The organism is Brevibacillus sp. BD137, from assembly GCF_041644655.1.
In the GTDB taxonomy this organism is placed as follows: domain Bacteria; phylum Bacillota; class Bacilli; order Brevibacillales; family Brevibacillaceae; genus Brevibacillus; species Brevibacillus brevis_D.
In genome coordinates this window covers 20,414-38,175 of the sequence record NZ_JAOTNO010000003.1, presented here as the reverse complement: position 1 = coordinate 38,175, position 17,762 = coordinate 20,414, and the positions used below count along the sequence as shown (strand labels likewise).

At 47.8% G+C, this 17,762-nt stretch carries 15 protein-coding genes and 1 riboswitch; of the genes, 12 read left to right on the top strand and 3 right to left on the bottom strand.

Features of this window, described 5'->3' with window-relative positions:
• The first annotated feature begins 76 nt into the window (after positions 1–76).
• From ODZ53_RS06870 to ODZ53_RS06845, 6 genes are all read left to right on the top strand, one after another.
• Positions 77–1,183, top strand: a complete 1,107-nt coding sequence (locus ODZ53_RS06870) for a carbamoyl phosphate synthase small subunit (protein WP_064200472.1) — start codon at positions 77–79, stop codon at positions 1,181–1,183.
• Entirely contained in the window at positions 1,176–4,418 is a 3,243-nt protein-coding gene (carB, locus tag ODZ53_RS06865) for a carbamoyl-phosphate synthase (glutamine-hydrolyzing) large subunit (protein ID WP_372676439.1), read from the top strand. Before ODZ53_RS06870 ends, carB begins: the two co-directional genes overlap by 8 nt.
• The gene (argF, locus tag ODZ53_RS06860; RefSeq protein WP_188066237.1) at positions 4,363–5,334 is read left to right on the top strand and encodes an ornithine carbamoyltransferase; all 972 of its coding nucleotides are present in this window, start codon (positions 4,363–4,365) and stop codon (positions 5,332–5,334) included. Before carB ends, argF begins: the two co-directional genes overlap by 56 nt.
• Positions 5,335–5,429: 95 nt before the next feature.
• Positions 5,430–5,510, top strand: a riboswitch (cyclic di-GMP riboswitch).
• The gene (locus tag ODZ53_RS06855; RefSeq protein ID WP_372676438.1) at positions 5,478–5,696 is read left to right on the top strand and encodes a hypothetical protein; all 219 of its coding nucleotides are present in this window, start codon (positions 5,478–5,480) and stop codon (positions 5,694–5,696) included. (Overlaps the previous riboswitch by 33 nt.)
• Before the next feature lie 70 nt (positions 5,697–5,766).
• The gene (locus tag ODZ53_RS06850) at positions 5,767–6,318 is read left to right on the top strand and encodes a DUF5317 domain-containing protein (RefSeq protein ID WP_372676437.1); all 552 of its coding nucleotides are present in this window, start codon (positions 5,767–5,769) and stop codon (positions 6,316–6,318) included.
• Positions 6,302–7,639 carry an HD-GYP domain-containing protein gene (locus ODZ53_RS06845; RefSeq protein ID WP_372676436.1) on the top strand — a complete coding sequence of 446 codons (1,338 nt, stop codon included), beginning with the start codon at positions 6,302–6,304 and terminating at the stop codon, positions 7,637–7,639. The genes ODZ53_RS06850 and ODZ53_RS06845 overlap by 17 nt, the downstream gene beginning before the upstream one ends.
• 28 nt (positions 7,640–7,667) lie before the next feature.
• Here the strand turns inward: ODZ53_RS06845 and ODZ53_RS06840 are convergent, their stop codons facing one another.
• Positions 7,668–8,207, bottom strand: coding sequence for a histidine phosphatase family protein (locus ODZ53_RS06840; protein WP_372676435.1), 540 nt, complete (start codon positions 8,205–8,207; stop codon positions 7,668–7,670).
• 277 nt (positions 8,208–8,484) lie between these two features.
• Between ODZ53_RS06840 and ODZ53_RS06835 the strand changes: the two genes are divergently transcribed.
• Positions 8,485–9,744, top strand: coding sequence for an argininosuccinate synthase (locus ODZ53_RS06835; RefSeq protein ID WP_087341596.1), 1,260 nt, complete (start codon positions 8,485–8,487; stop codon positions 9,742–9,744).
• Positions 9,741–11,186: an argininosuccinate lyase gene (gene argH, locus ODZ53_RS06830; protein ID WP_015893517.1), complete on the top strand. Its 1,446-nt coding sequence runs from the start codon at positions 9,741–9,743 to the stop codon at positions 11,184–11,186. The genes ODZ53_RS06835 and argH overlap by 4 nt, the downstream gene beginning before the upstream one ends.
• A gap of 59 nt (positions 11,187–11,245) precedes the next feature.
• Here argH and ODZ53_RS06825 read toward each other — a convergent pair whose 3' ends face one another.
• Positions 11,246–12,157, bottom strand: a complete 912-nt coding sequence (locus tag ODZ53_RS06825) for an acetamidase/formamidase family protein (protein ID WP_372676434.1) — start codon at positions 12,155–12,157, stop codon at positions 11,246–11,248.
• 132 nt (positions 12,158–12,289) lie between these two features.
• Here ODZ53_RS06825 and ODZ53_RS06820 point away from each other — a divergent pair, with 132 nt between their 5' ends.
• Positions 12,290–13,378, top strand: a complete 1,089-nt coding sequence (locus ODZ53_RS06820) for a GerAB/ArcD/ProY family transporter (RefSeq protein ID WP_372676433.1) — start codon at positions 12,290–12,292, stop codon at positions 13,376–13,378.
• A gap of 43 nt (positions 13,379–13,421) precedes the next feature.
• Here the strand turns inward: ODZ53_RS06820 and ODZ53_RS06815 are convergent, their stop codons facing one another.
• The gene (locus tag ODZ53_RS06815; protein WP_372676432.1) at positions 13,422–14,579 is read right to left on the bottom strand and encodes an iron-containing alcohol dehydrogenase; all 1,158 of its coding nucleotides are present in this window, start codon (positions 14,577–14,579) and stop codon (positions 13,422–13,424) included.
• A 336-nt stretch (positions 14,580–14,915) separates the two neighbouring features.
• Between ODZ53_RS06815 and ftsE the strand changes: the two genes are divergently transcribed.
• The 3 genes from ftsE to ODZ53_RS06800 are packed head-to-tail and all read left to right on the top strand — an operon-like array spanning position 14,916 to position 17,718.
• Positions 14,916–15,602 (top strand): cell division ATP-binding protein FtsE, encoded by a 687-nt coding sequence (gene ftsE, locus ODZ53_RS06810; RefSeq protein ID WP_173612226.1) that lies wholly within the window; start codon positions 14,916–14,918, stop codon positions 15,600–15,602.
• Positions 15,592–16,488: a permease-like cell division protein FtsX gene (ftsX, locus tag ODZ53_RS06805; protein ID WP_016742325.1), complete on the top strand. Its 897-nt coding sequence runs from the start codon at positions 15,592–15,594 to the stop codon at positions 16,486–16,488. Before ftsE ends, ftsX begins: the two co-directional genes overlap by 11 nt.
• 27 nt (positions 16,489–16,515) lie before the next feature.
• Positions 16,516–17,718, top strand: coding sequence for a murein hydrolase activator EnvC family protein (locus tag ODZ53_RS06800; protein ID WP_372676431.1), 1,203 nt, complete (start codon positions 16,516–16,518; stop codon positions 17,716–17,718).
• Positions 17,719–17,762: the final 44 nt, after the last annotated feature.

The following is a 17,762-nucleotide window of genomic DNA, read 5'->3' as shown; positions in this document are numbered from 1 at the left end:
ATTAATACAAAAGGTTGCATAAATTTTCGGTAAGAGTGATCAGGCCGACGCCCATTGGAGAGGAGTGGCTTCATAGATGGATAGAGAGAAACAATCGTTAGGAACAGGGTATTTAACACTGGAGAGCGGCGAGGTTTTTACAGGAAAGCTGTATGGCGCACCTATTAACGGATTCGGAGAAGTGGTTTTTCATACAGGAATGACGGGATATCAGGAGGTAATGACCGACCCTTCCTTTGCAGGGCAAATCGTTACCTTCACGTATCCCTTGATCGGAAACTACGGGATCAACGAAAAGGATTATGAAGCCGCCAAGCCAGCATTGACAGGGATGATTGTCAGCGAGCTATGCACGGAGCCAAGCCATTACGAATCAAACATGACTTTGGCCCAAGCCGCAGAAGCATTTGGATTCCCGATCCTTGCGGGGATTGATACGCGAACGATTACCAAGCGCGTCCGTCAAGACGGTACCGTATTCGGTGTCATTTCCGATCAGCCTATGCAGGTAGAGGAAGTGGTGTCCCTGCGCTACAAGCACGCCAAGAAATCATTAGTTGCCAACGTATCCAGACAACAGGTGGAGCGTTATCCCGGAACAGGGGAGCATGTCGTCTTGATTGACCTCGGCATGAAGCAATCGATTTTGGATGCCCTTCTCCAGCAAGGCTGCCGTGTTACGGTCGTTCCTTTTGATACGAGTTTTGCTCAAATCAATGCTCTCGCACCAGACGGCTTGTTGTTTTCCAATGGGCCAGGCGATCCGGAGCACTTGCTGGCGTATTGCAGCGAATGGCGCAAAGCTGTGGAGCAGTACCCGACATTGGGTATTTGTTTGGGGCACCAAGTATTGGCGCTAATGTACGGCGGCAAGACAGAGAAGCTCGCATACGGTCACCGCGGTAGCAATCATCCGGTCAAGGATCTGATGACTGGCAAAGTATATATGAGTTCACAAAATCACGGGTACGTGGTCAAGGAAGAGTCTCTGGATAAACGCCAGTTAACGGTTTCCTACCGTAATGTCAATGACGGTTCAGTCGAAGGATTGCGTCACATCAGTCTGCCTGTTTTCAGTGTGCAGTTTCATCCGGAGGCACATCCGGGTCCGAGTGATACATCCCACATTTTCCACCAATTCTTGCAGTCGATGCGCGTAGTAGGAGCGAAGAGATATGCCTAAATTGCCACACATTCATAAAGTATTGGTCATTGGTTCTGGCCCGATCGTCATTGGGCAGGCAGCGGAGTTTGATTATGCAGGCGCACAGGCTTGCCTTTCCCTAAAAGAAGCTGGTGTGCAGGTCGTGCTGGTGAATAACAATCCGGCAACGATCATGACAGATGAACAAGTAGCGGACAAAGTATATCTGGAGCCGCTCACGGTGGAATCCGTAACAGCTATTATCGCAAAAGAGCGTCCCGATGGTCTCTTGCCTACGTTAGGCGGCCAAACGGGACTTAATCTTGCTGTTTCGCTGGCAGAAGCGGGCGTGCTGAAAAAGTATAGCGTGGAGCTGCTAGGTACGCCGCTGGCTGCCATTCAAAACGGGGAAGACCGTGAGCTGTTCAAGCAATTGATGCAACAAATCGGAGAGCCTGTTCCAGAGAGTGATACAGTCGAATCTGTAGAGGCAGCAATCGAGTTTGCGAACGCTATCGGCTATCCAGTGATTGTCCGTCCTGCTTATACACTCGGAGGAGCAGGTGGCGGGATCGCGGGGGATGAAGCATCCTTGCGAAAGGTTGCAGCCGGTGGGATTGCAGCTAGCCCAATCGGTCAGGTACTGATTGAGCGCAGCGTAAAAGGCTGGAAGGAAATCGAATACGAGGTCATGCGGGACGCAAATGATACCTGCATAATCGTGTGCAATATGGAAAATTTGGACCCGGTAGGTATTCATACGGGAGACAGTATTGTCGTTGCGCCTTCGCAGACGCTGACAGATCGTCAGTACCAAATGCTGCGCAGCGTATCAACGAAAGTGATTCGTTCGCTTGGGGTAGTTGGCGGTTGCAATATTCAATTTGCGCTCGATCCGCATTCTGATCGGTATGTGCTGATCGAAGTAAATCCTCGTGTCAGTCGGTCCAGTGCGTTGGCGTCCAAAGCAACAGGCTATCCAATCGCGCGGATCGCAGCCAAGCTCGCATTGGGCTACGGGCTGGATGAAGTACTCAATCCAATCACGGGCTACACGTACGCTAGCTTTGAACCAGCGTTGGACTACATCGTTGTCAAAATCCCACGCTTCCCGTTTGATAAATTTCCACTGGCAGACCGCAAGCTGGGGACGCAAATGAAAGCGACTGGCGAGGTCATGTCGATCGCCCGCAATCTGGAAGCAGGACTTTTGAAGGCAGTTCGTTCTTTGGAACAGGGTTGCACACATTTGACTCGACCAGAGCTGGCATCATGGACGCGTGAGGAGCTTGCCCAATCCTTGCAGGACGCGACGGATATCAGGCTGTTTGTTTTTGCCGAGGCGATTCGCAAAGGCTTTACAGAAAGTGAGCTACACAATCTGACTGGTGTCGATCCGTTTTTCTTGCGGAGCTTGCGTAAAATCGTGGACTTGGAAGTAGAGCTGTCTTGTCACGACAGCAAAACACTGACCCCAGAGCTGTTGTTGGAAGCCAAGCGTCGCGGGTTTGCCGATGAAACCATCGCTACACTGGTTGGTGCTACACCTGCCGAAATCAAATCACTTCGTCAAGAATCAGGCATTACGCCTACTTATAAAATCGTGGACACTTGTGCGGCAGAATTTGATGCCCAAACCCCTTACTACTATTCGGATTGGCAAGGAATAGATGAGGTCGAGACACTGTCTGGCCGCAAAGTCTTGGTACTTGGCTCAGGTCCTATACGCATTGGTCAGGGAATCGAATTTGACTACTGTTCTGTGCATGCAGCCAAAGCACTTCAGGCAAGTGGTATTGCGGCAGTCGTTGTGAACAACAACCCAGAGACGGTCAGCACTGACTACGAAACTGCCGACCATCTATATTTTGAACCACTTCACGTAGAAGACGTGCTGCATATCGCAGAGCGCGAACAGGTTGAGGGCGTCATGGTTCAGTTCGGTGGTCAAACTGCGATCAATTTGGCAGCCAAGCTGGAGAACGCGGGGCTGAAAGTAATGGGTACGTCGCTTACCGCAATCGAACGCGCGGAGGATCGCGAGCTGTTCTACGCCATGCTGCGCAAGCTGGACATTCCGCATATCCCCGGTAAAGGAGTATCGTCCTTGGAGGATGCGACAGCGATAGCGGAGGAAATCGGCTTCCCTGTTTTGATGCGACCTTCGTACGTCATCGGCGGGCAAGGTATGGTAGTTGTCCACAATATCGACGAGCTACAAGCTACCCTTCACGACTGGTTGAACCATCCGGACATGAGCATGTTCTTCCCGCTCCTCGTGGATAAATACGTTCCAGGCAAGGAAGCAGAAGTAGACGCGGTATGCGACGGACAATCTGTTATCATCCCAGGGATTTTCCAGCATGTGGAGAGGGCGGGCATCCACTCAGGCGACAGTGTAGCCTTGTTCCCGGCTCCTCATCTGACGGATGACATCAAGCACAAAATCGCGAGCTATACCGAAGCAATCGCGAAGGAAATGGAAGCGGCCGGGTTAATCAATATCCAGTTCGTCATTGATGGCGAAACGGTTTATGTACTGGAGGTAAATCCTCGTGCATCACGGACCGTACCGATTACAAGCAAAGTGACTGGCGTCCCGATGGTTCAACTGGCGGTTCGCGCACAATTGGGTGAAAAGCTGTCGGAGATGGGCTACGGTACAGGGCTTTTGCCAGAGATTCCGTTTGCAGTCGTCAAGGCACCGGTTTTCTCCACGATCAAGCTGAACGGTGTAGACCCGGTACTGGGTCCAGAGATGAAATCGACGGGCGAAGTTCTCGGCTTGGGGCATTCTTTCGAAGAGGCAGCAGGCAAAGCCTTTGCTTTCAAGGACAATTTGTACGGCGACTGGCAAAAGGGTCAGTTGGTCATGATTTCTCTGGCAGATGGAGATAAGCAGGAAGCAGTAAGAGAGCTGCTGGGGCGACTCCAAGCTGACGGCGCGGAACTGGCGGCGACTCCGGGAACGGCCGAGTGGCTGGCAGCCAAAGAAATTGTCGTGAAGCATATCGTGGCAGATGAAGCGGCGTGGATCGAGCTGTTGCAAAAGGAAGAAGCGGCTTTCGCTCTCGTTACTGCGACGAAAGGCAATCGTCAGGGCCGGACAGGATTTGCCCTGCGAAGCAGGATGGTACAACAAGGTGTGCCATTGTTCTCCGCTGTCGATACGTTCGAGTTATACGTGAAGTCTATTTTGAAGAAAAGAGGTGGCTCGCATGCAGCCAGTGAAGATATTGGAACACTTTCAAAACTTGCCGTTACAAAAGCATAAAGGAAAAGACTTTCTACGCGTCGATGAATTCAACGGGGAAGAATTGATGGAGCTGCTCCATCTGTCTGCTCACGTCAAGCAATTGCAAAAGCTGGGTCAGCCATTTCAGCCTTTGCAAGGCAAGACGTTGGGAATGATCTTTGACAAGGCTTCGACCCGCACGCGCGTCTCCTTTGAAGTAGGGATGCACCAGTTGGGCGGCCTGGGGATGTTCATGAGCGGAAAAGAGCTTCAGCTCGGACGTGGGGAGCCGATCAGCGACACAGCAAAAGTTCTCTCTCGGTACGTGGATGCCATCATGATTCGCACCTTTTCCCACTCCTATGTAGAAGAGCTTGCTCTGCACGCGTCGATCCCCATTATCAATGGTTTGACCGATCTGTACCATCCTTGTCAGGCTTTGGCTGATCTGCTGACGATCTGGGAGCATAAGGGCAAGCTAAAAGGAATCAAGCTCGCCTATGTAGGAGACGGCAATAACGTGGCGAACTCACTGGTGCTGGGCGCAGCTCTGCTTGGTCTTGATGTGCGGGTGGCGACTCCGGTAGGCTACGAAATGGATACAACCATTGTCGCAAAAGCTACAGGGTACGCGAAACAAAGCGGTGGAAAAATGATGGTGACCACTGATCCGATAGAGGCTGTCATGGGGGCAGATGCTGTATACACGGACGTTTGGACTAGTATGGGTTTTGAAGAAGAAAATGAGGTGCGATTGAAAGCATTTGCCGACTATCAAGTGAACGAAAAATTGGTAGCAGCGGCAGACCGTAATTATCTCTTCTTGCACTGCTTGCCAGCACATCGTGGGGAGGAAGTGACAACCGGGGTCATCGACGGATCGCGCTCTGTCATTTTTGATCAGGCTGAAAATAGATTGCACGCACAAAAAGCGATCTTGGCGGCGCTGGTGTGAACATAGTTCTAGTTAAATAGAACTATCTGCAATTAAATCGAATAGACTATGAATCTATGATTGCCGAATTTTGTCACTTATGTGTAAAATAAAGGTAGGAAAGAAGCGAAGAAGTACGGACTGTATCTGGTCGCTTGGTCCGTATGGAGCCAGTAGCGAATCCAACCTTTTTCTTAATGGAAAAGGAAAGGGGAGCAGGGGCTGTACTTGGTCGCTTGGCCTCTGCATCACGGACAGTAGCGAAGCCAGCTTTCTCCACTATGCTTGAAGGAGGGGAAAAGAAAATGAAAAAATGGTTCGCGGCAATTATGATGGTGGTAGCAATCGTAGCAGCTACTTCTGCAAACTTCCATATTGGATAAATAAGCGTATCGGAGAAACAAACACCGCTTGGCTGAGTGGTGTTTTTTCTTCAAGCTTGGAGGAAACAACATGCTATTGGATGTAATTGCCCTATCTTTTCTCGTAGCATTGCTGCGAGGGGGAAGAATCAAAGAATTACCTAAGTTCAACCAAATGAAACTTCTTTTCGTTACCATATTGCTGCAGGCTTGTGCAGTCTTCTTCCCTACGATCGGTGGCATTTTCATATCGATCGCGTATGTGTTTATATTGGCCTTCCTCGTTTTTAATCGAGAATTTGAAGATATGCGGATTTTTTTAATCGGCTGGTTGCTGAATGCGATTGCAATTTGGTCTAACAATGGAAAAATGCCAATCGATTTAGTTCAAGCAGCAAAGCTTCCTTATGATTTAGAGCCAGTTATAAACGGAACGAATTTCAAGCATAGTGTATTGACGGAAAGTTCGAATTTTCCGTTTTTGACGGATGTCATTTACATGCCATCTTTCATTCCTCGGATTATTAGCATCGGCGATATTTTTATTATGTTAGGTGCCTTTTTACTTGTTCAGCGATTGATGAATAAACCGATTTCATTACTACAACTTCGCGAAGGTAAAAGCTATGCGACAAAAAACTAATTTTGCGGTTTGGATAAAAGGGATTGTTGTCCAGGTTGGATTTGTCATTGCAGCAATCTATATTTTTTACACATCTTCATCTGAATGGGCTGCTCGTGAGCATTGGGGGGTATTATCTACCTACACCCTCCTGACCATTTTTTCCTGTTTTGCTCCCGTGCGTATATCTAATACGATTTTAACAGTGAACAATGCTGTAATCTTTTCGGGTATCTTGTTGTACGGAGTCTGGGTCGGAGTATGGGCTGCTGTTATTGAATCTTTAATCATTGCTTTTCTGGGAAGGTTTAATCCGCTAAAAGCTATTATTAACATTGGGCAATTGTTAATGACTATATGGACAGTAGCGTTTTTGAAGGATTGGATCGAGGGCTTCGGAACTGTTTCTCCCATTATTAGCGATTTGTTTTTGGCTGTTGTGTATTGGTTTGTGAACCTGATTTTATGTGGATTGGGTATCTCTTATTTTCATCAAATGACCTGGGCGCGAACCGTAAAGATGATGGCAAAAGGCTTTACCTCGACTTACTTGTTGCTTTTAATTCTTGCCGGGGTAGGTTCACGATTAGTAGAGTTATATGGTCCGTTAACACTAATTCCTATGATGATTGCGTTTATTACGATCAGCTACGTTTTTCATCATTACTATGACAATCTTCAAAGGCTTCAGCAAAAAGTGGAAGAGGTCAAATCATTCAATCACAACTTCTTAACGACGATGGCTGCTTCCATTGACGCACGAGATCGATACACAAGTGGACATTCTCAGCGTGTAGCTTACTGGGGAAGAGAAATTGCGAGAGATATTGGTTTGGCCGAACGAAAAGTGGAGGATGTTTATATCGGGGGAATCCTGCACGACATTGGAAAAATTGGCATCGAAGACGAAATTCTCAATAAAAAAGGAAAGCTCACTCCAGAAGAGTATGACAAGATCAAGCAGCACACCGTCATTGGTTACGAGATCATTTTGCAAGCAGGGATGTTCAATGAATTGCTTCCTGCGATCCGCTCCCATCATGAGCGTATAGATGGAAGGGGCTATCCGGATGGTTTAGCCGGGGATGAGATTCCGCTGATGGCGAGAATTTTAGCGATTTCAGATGCTTTCGATGCGATGGTCGCGGACAGGCCTTATCGAAAAGGCTTGCCTGTGGAGGAAGCGCTTCAAGAAATCAAAAGGGGCTCCGGTACCCAATTTGATCCGATATTGGCGGAGCATTTTATCAGAATCGTTCAGCGACTGCCGTGCGATGAGTTACAGAGCATTATCGGAATAGAGTCCATCCCACAAAAACAGTTACAGGAGGCAATCAGATGAGCTGCCCCTTGTAACTGTTTTTATTCGTTTACGACCATATGCGGACGAGCTCTCTGGTTTCTAAATGGCAGGTAAGCTTGAAGACATCTGGATTGCTTAATTTCTCCCAATCGTGAAAGCCAAAGCGATTATCTATTGATTTCATGAGCAAGGCCAGTAGGCATCCGTGACTAACAAGCACAATGTTTTTATGCACGTCTGCCAAAATCTCAGTGAGCAGCGAATTTGCCCGGTTGATAGCAGTAAGACTGGATTCGCCTCCTTCAAAATTAAGAGTCAAGTCATCGAACGTATCGCGGAGTCGCTCGAACCAATCCTCACGTGGTACTCCGCTAAGGACACGCTCGATCAAGCGCGTGTCTTCTTCAACCACGATTCCGCGTTCCTGTGCAAGTGGCTGGATGGTAGCAACCGCCCGATAATACGGACTCGAAATGATTCGATCAATGGGGGCACCAGCGAAGAAGGTGGCAAGCTCCCGAGCTTGTACTTCTCCCTTTTCCGTGAGCAAGGCTTCGGGTTCTTGGCCAACAGACTGACAATGACGTACCAAATAAATTGTTTTCATAATCCCTCCAACAGACTTCTCCTATGGAATTCCTCCATTCACTCATTCGTTGCCCTGGATAAGTTTCCCTTTTGATCACGAAAACGTTTATGCATAAACAGATGATGAGTATGCATAAAAACAAGACACTCTTTATACGAGAAGTGTATATTTTCATTGCGTATTCGTCTTTGAATATGAATTAACAAGAAATTCACAAGAAAAATAGTTGTATTTTTATTAGTTCGTTTGTATAATTACTCGCATAAGAGAAACTTCGAAACGGGGAGAGAGAATGATGGCAAAAGAAAAAATTGTGTTGGCCTATTCAGGCGGTTTAGATACATCGGTAGCAATTAAATGGCTACAAGATACGTATAACTACGATGTCATTGCAGTTGCATTGGATGTAGGGGAAGGGAAAGACCTCGATTTCGTACAGAAAAAAGCATTGCAGGTAGGGGCATTGAAATCAATCGTAGTGGATGCTAAAGATGCATTCGCAGAGGAATTCGTATTGCCAGCTCTGAAGGCGAACGCGATGTACGAAGGGAAATATCCGCTAGTGTCCGCACTGTCGCGTTACCTGATTTCGCGCGTGCTGGTTGAAATCGCGGAAAAAGAAGGCGCAGTAGCTGTCGCACACGGTTGCACAGGAAAAGGAAACGACCAGGTACGTTTCGATGTTTCCTTTACAGCGCTGAACCCGGATATCAAAATCGTGGCGCCGGTTCGTGAATGGGGCTGGACGCGTGACGAAGAGATCGAATATGCGAAAAAGAACAATATTCCGATCCCAATCGATCTGGACAATCCATACAGCATTGACCAAAACCTGTGGGGCAGAAGCTGCGAATGCGGTGTTCTGGAGGATCCATGGGCTGCTCCTCCAGAAGGTGCATACGATCTGACGAAGTCGATCATGGATGCTCCAGACGAAGCAGAAGAAATCGAAATCACTTTCGTGCAAGGGAAGCCAACTGCATTGAACGGCGAAGAGCTCCCATTGGCTGAGCTGATCCTCAAGCTGAACAAGATCGCTGGTAACCATGGTGTAGGCCGTATCGACCATGTAGAAAACCGTTTGGTGGGCATCAAATCTCGCGAAGTTTACGAGACACCGGCTGCGACTACTTTAATTTTGGCGCACCGTGAGCTGGAATTCTTGACCCAACCACGTGAGGTCGCTCAATTCAAACCGATTGTCGAGCAAAAACTGGCGCAAGTGATTTACGAGGGTCTTTGGTTTTCGCCAATTCGCAATGCTGTCCAGGCATTCATTGAAGAAACGCAAAAACACGTAACGGGTGTCGTACGCGTGAAGCTGCACAAAGGACATGCAATCGTTGTAGGCCGTACCTCTGCATCGTCTCTCTACAGCCATGAGCTGGCGACTTACAATGCAGGTGACCAATTCGACCACAAAGCAGCACTCGGTTTCATCAAGCTGTGGGGTCTGCCAACAAAGGTATACGCACAGGTAAACGAGGGTGTACTGCACGAGAATAAAAACACGGCCATTAAGATTTTGGATGAAAAGGATGCGATCAAGCAATGAAACTCTGGGGAGGACGCTTCACGAAGCCGACAAATCAACTCGTAGAAGAGTATACCGCTTCTATTTCTTTCGACCAGAAAATGTGGCGACAGGACATCGTTGGAAGCCTGGCTCATGTTGCCATGTTGGGCAAGTGTGGCATCCTGCCGATGGAGGAAGTAAGACAGATCATTGCTGGCTTGAAAAAAGTAAAAGAGAAAATTGAGCGCGGGCAAGCTGAGTTTCTCGTTGCGCACGAAGATGTGCACATGAATATTGAAAAGATGCTGATTGAAGAGATCGGTCCAGTGGGGGGCAAACTCCACACTGGACGCAGCCGCAATGATCAGGTTGCTTTGGATATGCACCTGTACCTCAGAGAAAAGCTGATGGAGATTATCCAATTGGCGATGTATTTGCAAGAGGCATTGTTAGAACAAGCAGGCCAGCATCTCGATACCGTCATGCCAGGCTATACACATTTGCAACGTGCGCAACCGGTATTGTTTGGCTATCACCTGATGGCGTATGTGTCCATGCTGCAACGCGATATCGAACGGATGACCGAGACGTGGAAGCGTGTGAATGTGTTGCCGCTTGGAGCAGGTGCTCTCGCAGGTACGACATTCCCAATCGACCGCACATTTGTAGCGGAATTGCTGCAATTTGACGGTATCTATCAAAACAGCATGGATGCCGTGAGTGATCGTGATTTCATTGTCGAATTTTTGGCAGACGCTTCTTTGGTCATGACTCATCTCTCCCGTCTGTGCGAAGAGCTCGTCATCTGGAGCAGTCAGGAATTCTCTTTTGTAGAGCTAGACGATGCTTTTTGCACGGGGTCCAGTATCATGCCGCAAAAGAAAAATCCTGATGTGGCAGAGCTGGTTCGCGGAAAAACAGGGCGTGTTTACGGCAATCTGTTTGGATTGTTGACCGTATTGAAAGGTTTGCCGCTGGCGTACAACAAGGATATGCAAGAAGATAAAGAGGGCATGTTTGATACGGTAGCTACCATTCATGGTGCGCTAGCGTTGCTCACGCCGATGATTAAAACGATGCAAGTCAAAACAGATCGTATGCGTCAAGCAGTTACCAATGACTTTTCCAATGCGACAGATTTGGCAGATTACCTGGTTCGCAAAGACATGCCGTTCCGTCAGGCGCATGAAGTCGTAGGGAGAACCGTTTTGTACTGCATCGAGCAGCAAAAATATCTTCTGGATCTGACCTTGGAAGAATTCCAGAGCTTCTCAGAGGCTATTGGAGCAGATGTGTATGAAGCGCTAGCTGTTGAGACCGTCGTCAATGCGCGCAACGTGCTGGGTGGGACCGCTCGTAATCAGGTAGAAGTCCAAATCGATTGGTATCGCAAGCAACTGGTAGAAACACATGCTTGGGTGGATAAAAACAGCCAAAAGGTCATGATTGAATCCCTGATCGATGTTGGTTCACCTGCATAAAAACGTACATGTATACAAGGAAAAACCCCATAGCTTTGGGGTTTTTTTGCGTTCTATTCTTATCTACCGACTATTTTCAAATCAAAGCCAACTGCGGTTGCGTACGCGAGAGGCAACTCCATACGGGCTGTCTTTAAAGGATCCACGACCTGACAGATGCGCAAATCTCCCGCAGCGGAGAGCAGGAAGGTGGCTTCGGCCTTTTCTATGCCGAGCTCTTCGTGTAGAAATTGTACCATGTTGATGACCGCTCGATCCGCAGCCTTGTCCAGCGCTTTTTCCGACGCAATTGTGATCAAATGCTCCTGGTTGACTGCCATCGGTAACGGCCACTGTTTTCCTTTTATCACATCGAGCTTTACGGTTACTTCCCCTGCGATTTCCACACCACATACAGCAACTTCACCGTCTGCCATTGCAGCATGAAGGTCACCCAGGGCAAACAATGCGCCGGGAACATTTACGGGTAAAAGCAATGTAGTACCTTCGCGCATTTGCTTGCAGTCCATGTTACCGCCGTGATCGCCTGGCGTACCGCATGAAATGGCTTCTTTGGCAGGAGCTGTTCCAATTACGCCAATCATAGGACTGATCGGAACCTGAAGCTTGTCTGACAAGACAGCTTTTCCATCTTGTATCGGAATCATTTTGATCACATTTTCTTGCAGGTCGAAACCCATTACACCCAGTTCCGGCCCTGTAACCATTACGCCTTGATTTTTAATCTTAATTTTCTGAATATTAACAACCAAAATATCACCTGGTTCTGTTCCTTCTATATAAATAGGGCCGGAAGCAGGGTTGATCCGATTCCAATCAAGCTCTTGAAACACCGTGTCAGCCGATTGAATTTGGTCCTCGAAGCAATCGCAAGTTTCAAACGTTACGATACTGCCTGCTTCTACCTTCAAGACCGGCCGATTCTCAGGAGACATGGCATAAATTACGTCCTGCTTTTTTACTCTGTACATGGTTGCAGTCCTCCTATCCATTTTACATATATTTCTTTATCATAGCATGAAATGCCTACGTGTTTAGCGCCGATTCATGGAGGAAATAATTGTATAAAGGGATCGAAGGCCTAAAGAGAGCAGGGAGCAATCATGCAAGAGAGCTACAAGATCAGTCCCCGGCAACTATTGATGCTCGTCACCCTTGTTACCATTGGGGATTCCGTTCTCGTTCTGCCTGGAATGACGGCTACACTCGCTAAACAGGATGCGTGGATATCCGTCCTGATCGGGCTTGTGGTGGGACTGCTCAATATTGTCTTACTCATAGCTGTGGGGAAGCTTTATCGGAATCAGAGCTTCTTTACCTTCGTTGATCAAACCGTTGGGAGAGTATTAGGAACGATCATTACCCTCTCGTTTATTTGTTATACGCTGTTTTCAGCAGGGGCGCATGTGATGGAAATCGGCGACTTTGTTGGCACGCATCTATTAGTCTCGACTCCAAGATTCGCGATACAGCTATTGTTTGTCATTGTGATTATGTTTGGTGTTCGTTTGGGACTGCAAACAGTTGCAGAATCGGCAGAAATCTATTTTGTCTGGTTCTTTTTCTTTTTTGGGTTACTCATGATTACCCTGCTGCCACAGGCGGACATGTCGAGAATTCAACCTGTATTTGAAAATGGGTGGAAGCCTATTTTGCAGGGATCTACTGCGGCATTCGCCTTCCCTTTTTCAGAGCTGGGCATTTTTATGGCGGTTCTTCCGTTTGTCTCGCCTATCCAAAAACGTATGAGATCTTTTTTTCTGGGGACGTTGCTTGGAGGCATTGTGTTGTTCATCATCATGCTGATGTGCATCCTTGTTTTGGGGGCAGAACAGACTTCGCGGCATTTTTATCCAACCTATGTTCTTATCAAACAGCTAAAACTCGGGGATTTCATCCAGCGGCTAGAGGCGATTATCGCGGTGATTTGGTTTATCGCGGTGAGCGTCAAAATTACATTATATTGCCTGTTTTTTCATTTGGGCATCCGTCACGTCTTTCGAATCGAGAACTTCAGGGTTCTCATCCTTCCATACATCGTTTTGCTCATGGTAATGTCTATGATTTTCTCGCCCAATATGGTTGTCTATGGCGACATCATTGCGAAGTACTGGCCATTCTATGATGTTACCTATAGCATCGGTGTACCGTTGGTGCTATTATGCGGAAATGTTATTCGGAAAAAAAGGTAACAAACGCCGTACTCCCATTCTGGAATACGGCGTTTGTTTGTGTTTACAAAGACATGCGAAGAATCTGTGCCACATCGTCACTCGTCAATGTTTTAAACTGACCGATCGGTCCAAACGGAGTAGCTTTTTCGGCCATGAGCTGCAAGTGCTCGTCGGTGATGTCGTAATCAGCCAATCGGGTAGGGGCACCGATACGCGCAAAGAAAGCTTCCGTAGCGGCGATCCCTTCCAAGGCGATCTCATCGTCTGTCTTGCCGGAAGGATCGACATTCCATACCTCTGTTGCGAAGCGCACGAAGCGAGCGACGTTTTCACGGTACACATAGCGCATCCATTTCGGGAAGATGATTGCCAGACCGCCACCGTGCGGGATGTCGTAAACAGCACTGACAGCATGCTCAATGGAGTGGGTTGCCCAGTCTGTTGTGACGCCAACCGGGAGAGTGCCGTTCAATGCCATTGTTCCGCAGTACAGGATGTTGGCGCGGGCATCGTAGTCTTCCGGATTGGTGAGGACGCGTTCTGCATTTTCGATGACGGTCTTCATGATCGACTCTGCAAAACGTGTTTGCAGTGGAATTTCGGCTGTATGCGTGAAATACTGCTCGAATACATGGGACAAAATGTCGCTGATTCCGTAGATCGTTTGGTCGCGAGGTACGCTAAACGTATGCTCAGGATCCAGAATCGAAAACGCCGGAAATGTCGTGCCAGCTCCATGCTTTTCTTGTGTCTCCCAGTTGGTGATGACACTTCCCCGATTCATTTCAGAACCAGTAGCGGCAAGTGTCAGTACGGTACCGAGGGGCAGCGCCTCTTGTGCGACCGCTTTGCGCGTATAAAAATCCCAAACATCTCCCTCGTAAGGCACACCAATCGCGACTGCTTTGGCCGCGTCGATTACACTACCACCACCTATAGCGAGTATCCAATTGACACTCTCTTGGCGGCATAACTCAATTCCTTTCTTAACGGTACTCAGACGTGGATTTGGCTCCACTCCGGGCAACTCATGCACGCGGCAGCCCGCAGACTGGAGGAGAAAAATCACTTTGTCGTAGAGACCAGTTCGCTTTATACTGCCACCACCATATACCAAAAGAACGGAGGGACCTAGCAGTCTTGCTTTTTCCTCGAGCTGGGCCAATTGACCCCGTCCAAAAATCAGCTGTGTCGGGTTATGGTAAACAAAATTTTCCACGTTGATAACCAGCTCCTTTTTTATGATGACCTCTTGTCACACTCATTGTAGCCAACTGTTTTCCATGATGCTAGGCGGGAATGTGCAATCTTATTATCTCCCTAATTCGTGGCAGTTGTTAACAATCGAAGCTGTTTCGACAAGAAATGAGAGATTTAGTGGATACCATCCGTGAATCGTGGTGGTATAATGGATAAGATGGGAAATCCCGCTGTTTTTCAGCAAGGTATGGCAGCGGTTGCTAGTGGGTAGAGGGGTTTTGTCGATTTTACCGTTAACAAAAAATCAGGATCAAGATACATAGACAAGGATCTGACGAAGTAGGATGTGATTGGCTTGATCGAAATGTTCGATGTATGGAAAACATACCCGAATGGAACCAATGCTTTGAAAGGAATCAATATTCGGATTGAGAAAGGTGAATTTGTGTACGTAGTAGGCCCCAGTGGTGCGGGTAAATCTACGTTTATCAAATTGATGTACCGTGAAGAGAAGCCGACGAAAGGACAAATCTTTTTGGGTGGCTTCAATGTCAGCAGAATCAAAGAGCGTCAAATACCATTAGTCCGCCGCAGTATCGGTGTCGTGTTCCAAGACTTCAAGCTGCTGCCGACGTTAACCGTTTTCGAAAATGTCGCATTTGCGATGGAAGTAATCGAGAGCAATCCGAAACAAATCAAGCCGCGCGTGATGGATGTTTTGGGTCTCGTAAAGCTCAAGCATAAAGCCAAAATGCTACCAAACGAGCTGTCCGGTGGTGAGCAGCAACGGGTTGCCTTGGCGCGCGCATTGGTGAATAGTCCGGGAATTATTATCGCGGACGAGCCAACGGGGAATCTGGACCCAGAGACCTCTTGGGAAATCATGAAGCTTTTTGAAGAAATTAATCAGCGTGGAACGACAGTCGTTATGGCTACCCACAATAGAGAAATTGTAAACACCATGAGAAAACGGGTGGTTGCGATCGAAGCAGGCCAAATTGCCCGTGATGAGCAGAGAGGGGAATACGGTTATGAAGATTAGGACGCTGGGGCGCCATGTCCGTGAAGGGGTCAAAAACCTCGGGCGGAACGGCTGGATGTCGTTCGCTTCTATTAGTGCCGTGACCATTACTCTCTTTATCTTGGGAGTTTTCCTCATTCTGGCGATGAACGTCAATTACTTTGCGCAAACCGTGGAAAAGCAGGTAGAAATCCGCGTCTTCATGGACTTGCTGGCGACAAAAGAAAACATCACACAGGTTGAGAACAACATCAAGAAGCTTCCGCAAGTCGAGTCTGTGTCATTTGTTCCGAAAGACGAAGGACTAAAGAAATTTAAAGAGAGCCTTGGTGAAAAAGCGTATTTGTTTGAAGGATTGGAGGAAAGCAATCCTCTGCCAGATGCGTTTACCGTAAAAACGAAGCAACCGCAAGACACTGCTGCTGTTGCTGCTCAAATTAAAAATATCCAGTATGTCAAAAGCCTGACCTATGGAGAAGGCACTGTGGAAAAGCTGTTTTCCTTGACAGGAGCAGTTCGTAATGTCGGGATTGCCTTTATTATTGGACTTGGTTTTACCGCGATGTTCTTGATTGCCAACACGATTAAGCTGACAATTGTGGCACGTCGCAGAGAGATTGAAATCATGAAGCTGGTTGGTGCCACGAACTGGTTTATCCGTTGGCCATTCTTTGTGGAAGGGCTCATGATGGGTGTGGCAGGGGCATTGATTCCGACCATTATGTTAATGGTTGGGTACTACTACCTCCTGGATGCCATTCACTCCAGTTTTGAAGCTTCCCAACTATTTAAACTGTTACCGCTATTCCCGCTCGTGTATCAAGTGGCGTTGGCTTTGCTGGCGATTGGTGCATTCATCGGGATTTGGGGAAGTTTGGTGTCCGTACGTCGCTTCTTGCGAGTTTAATAATTTGAAGAGCGTGGGAGGAGTATCATGAGAAAGAGAATCCTGCTAGCACTCGTAATCACTGGGCTTGTAGTCGGTACGGTGCTTCCGACGAATGTGAGCTTGGCTGCGCCTAGTAAGGCCTCTTTGGACAAGATTAATCGAGAGCTAAAAGAGATCCAAAAGAAGAAGAAAAGCCAGCAGCAGCAAATGAAGAAGACAGAAGAACAGATCAATGTCGTGCAAAAAGAGAAAAAGGGTTTGGAAACGCAATTGATGCAAATCGATTTGCGTCGCAACGATACACAGAATAAGCTGGACAAGCTTGAGCAGCAAATGGATGATACCAAGGAAAAAGCAGCAAATGCGCAGGATAAGCTGGATGAGGCAAAGGATCGCGTGGCGAAAAGGGATGCCTTGCTCAGAACACGTGTGACTTCCATGTACGAACGTGGTACGGTCTCCTATTTGGATGTCCTTCTCGGTTCCTCTGACTTTGGGGACTTTTTGACGCGTATGCAGGCCTTGCAGCTTATTTTGGAGCAGGACACGCGTATTTTAGAGGATAACATTCGCGATAAGGAAACCATCGAGACCAAAATGAAAGAAATTGATCATCAACTGACTGTGTACGCTGGGATGTTCGATGAGGCTGAGGAGCTCAAAGTCGAATTGGACAAGCAGTACAAGCAAAGTTTAGTGGTCAAGGCTGAACTGGATAAAAAAGAATCTGCTCTTGAAGTGGATTTGGAGCAGTATGGGCAGGAGCTTTTGGCTATCACCAAACAAGAAGCAGCCAAATATTCGGAGCGAGTACGTGCGCTGAGCGCATCCAGTACAGGCTACAAGGGTGGAAAGTTTGGTTTGCCTGTCGCAAATGGGCAATTCCGCTTCACTTCAGGCTTCGGAGTGCGGTCAGACCCGTTTACAGGCCGTTCAGCTGGGCATAATGGTGTAGATATGGCAGCACGGAAGGGAACGCCAATTTTGGCTGCGGCTGACGGAATTGTTCTCTTTGCAGGATATAACGGCGGCTTCGGGAATACAGTAATGATCAAGCATAACGCAGAATATACCACTCTGTACGGTCATATTCGCGAGGGAGGTATCAAGGTTTCTGTTGGGCAATCCGTATCGAGAGGTCAAAAGATCGCAGAGGTAGGATCAACAGGTCGCTCAACCGGAAATCACGTACACTTTACCGTCTATAAAAACGACGTAGCAGTTAACCCAATGCCGTACTTGAAGTAGACCCTCGTGCGACCAGACAAATATTGTGAACGGAACATGCATAC